Annotated in this window: 2 protein-coding genes; both read right to left on the bottom strand. The window is 50.6% G+C overall.

Annotated elements, in window-relative coordinates; all coding sequences use genetic code 11:
- Positions 1-634 (bottom strand): 30S ribosomal protein S3 (gene rpsC / locus NUX24_RS21695; RefSeq protein ID WP_257834066.1); only part of this gene is annotated, 634 nt, incomplete at its 3' end.
- 17 nt (positions 635-651) lie between these two features.
- Positions 652-984 carry a 50S ribosomal protein L22 gene (gene rplV, locus NUX24_RS21700; RefSeq protein WP_002919773.1) on the bottom strand — a complete coding sequence of 111 codons (333 nt, stop codon included), beginning with the start codon at positions 982-984 and terminating at the stop codon, positions 652-654.
- Between the last annotated feature and the right edge of the window lie 68 nt (positions 985-1,052).

Below are 1,052 nucleotides of genomic sequence, written 5' to 3' on the forward strand. Positions count from 1 at the left end.
CCATACCACCCAGGATCTCACCTTTGAAGATCCATACCTTAACGCCGATTACACCGTAAGTGGTGTGCGCTTCAGAGGTGTTGTAGTCGATGTCAGCACGCAGAGTGTGCAGCGGTACGCGACCTTCGCGGTACCATTCGGTACGTGCGATTTCCGCGCCGCCCAGACGGCCGCTAACTTCAACTTTGATACCTTTAGCGCCCAGACGCATTGCGTTCTGTACAGCACGCTTCATAGCACGACGGAACATAACACGACGTTCCAGCTGTGAAGTGATGCTGTCAGCAACCAATTTAGCGTCCAGTTCAGGCTTACGAACTTCAGCGATATTGATCTGTGCAGGAACGCCAGCGATATCCGCTACGACCTTGCGCAGTTTTTCTACGTCTTCGCCTTTCTTACCGATAACGATGCCAGGACGAGCAGTGTGAATAGTCACACGGATGCTCTTCGCTGGACGCTCGATAACGATACGAGATACAGACGCTTTAGCCAGTTCCTTAGTCAGGTACTGACGTACTTTAAAATCGCTGTCCAGGTTGTCAGCGAATTCTTTGGTGTTCGCAAACCAGGTAGAGTTCCATGGTTTTACAATACCCAGGCGAATACCATTAGGATGTACTTTCTGACCCATTGCTAGTCTCCAGAGTCTCAGCGATCGGACACAACCACAGTAATGTGGCTGGTGCGCTTCAGGATGCGATCTGCACGACCTTTCGCACGCGGCATAATGCGCTTCATGCTTGGGCCTTCATCTACGAAAATTTTCGCGACTTTCAGATCGTCGATGTCAGCGCCATCGTTGTGTTCAGCGTTAGCAATGGCAGATTCCAGTACTTTCTTGACCAATACCGCAGCTTTCTTGTTGGTATAGGTCAGGATGTCCAGGGCCTGCGACACTTTCTTACCGCGAATCAGGTCAGCAACAAGGCGAACCTTCTGAGCAGAAGAACGAGCATGGCGATGTTGAGCTAAAGTTTCCATCTCTTCCTCCTACCTTATTTCTTCTTCGCTTTTTTATCAGCAGCGTGGCCGCGATAAGTACGAGTCGG

The organism is Enterobacter sp. HG048 (genome assembly GCF_024702055.1).
Classification (GTDB): Bacteria; Pseudomonadota; Gammaproteobacteria; order Enterobacterales; family Enterobacteriaceae; genus Enterobacter; species Enterobacter dykesii.

Coding starts and splice junctions, on each gene's coding strand:
- rplV (WP_002919773.1), bottom strand. CDS start 984: ATGGAAACTTTAGCTCAACATCGCCATGCTCGTTCTTCTGCTCAGAAG.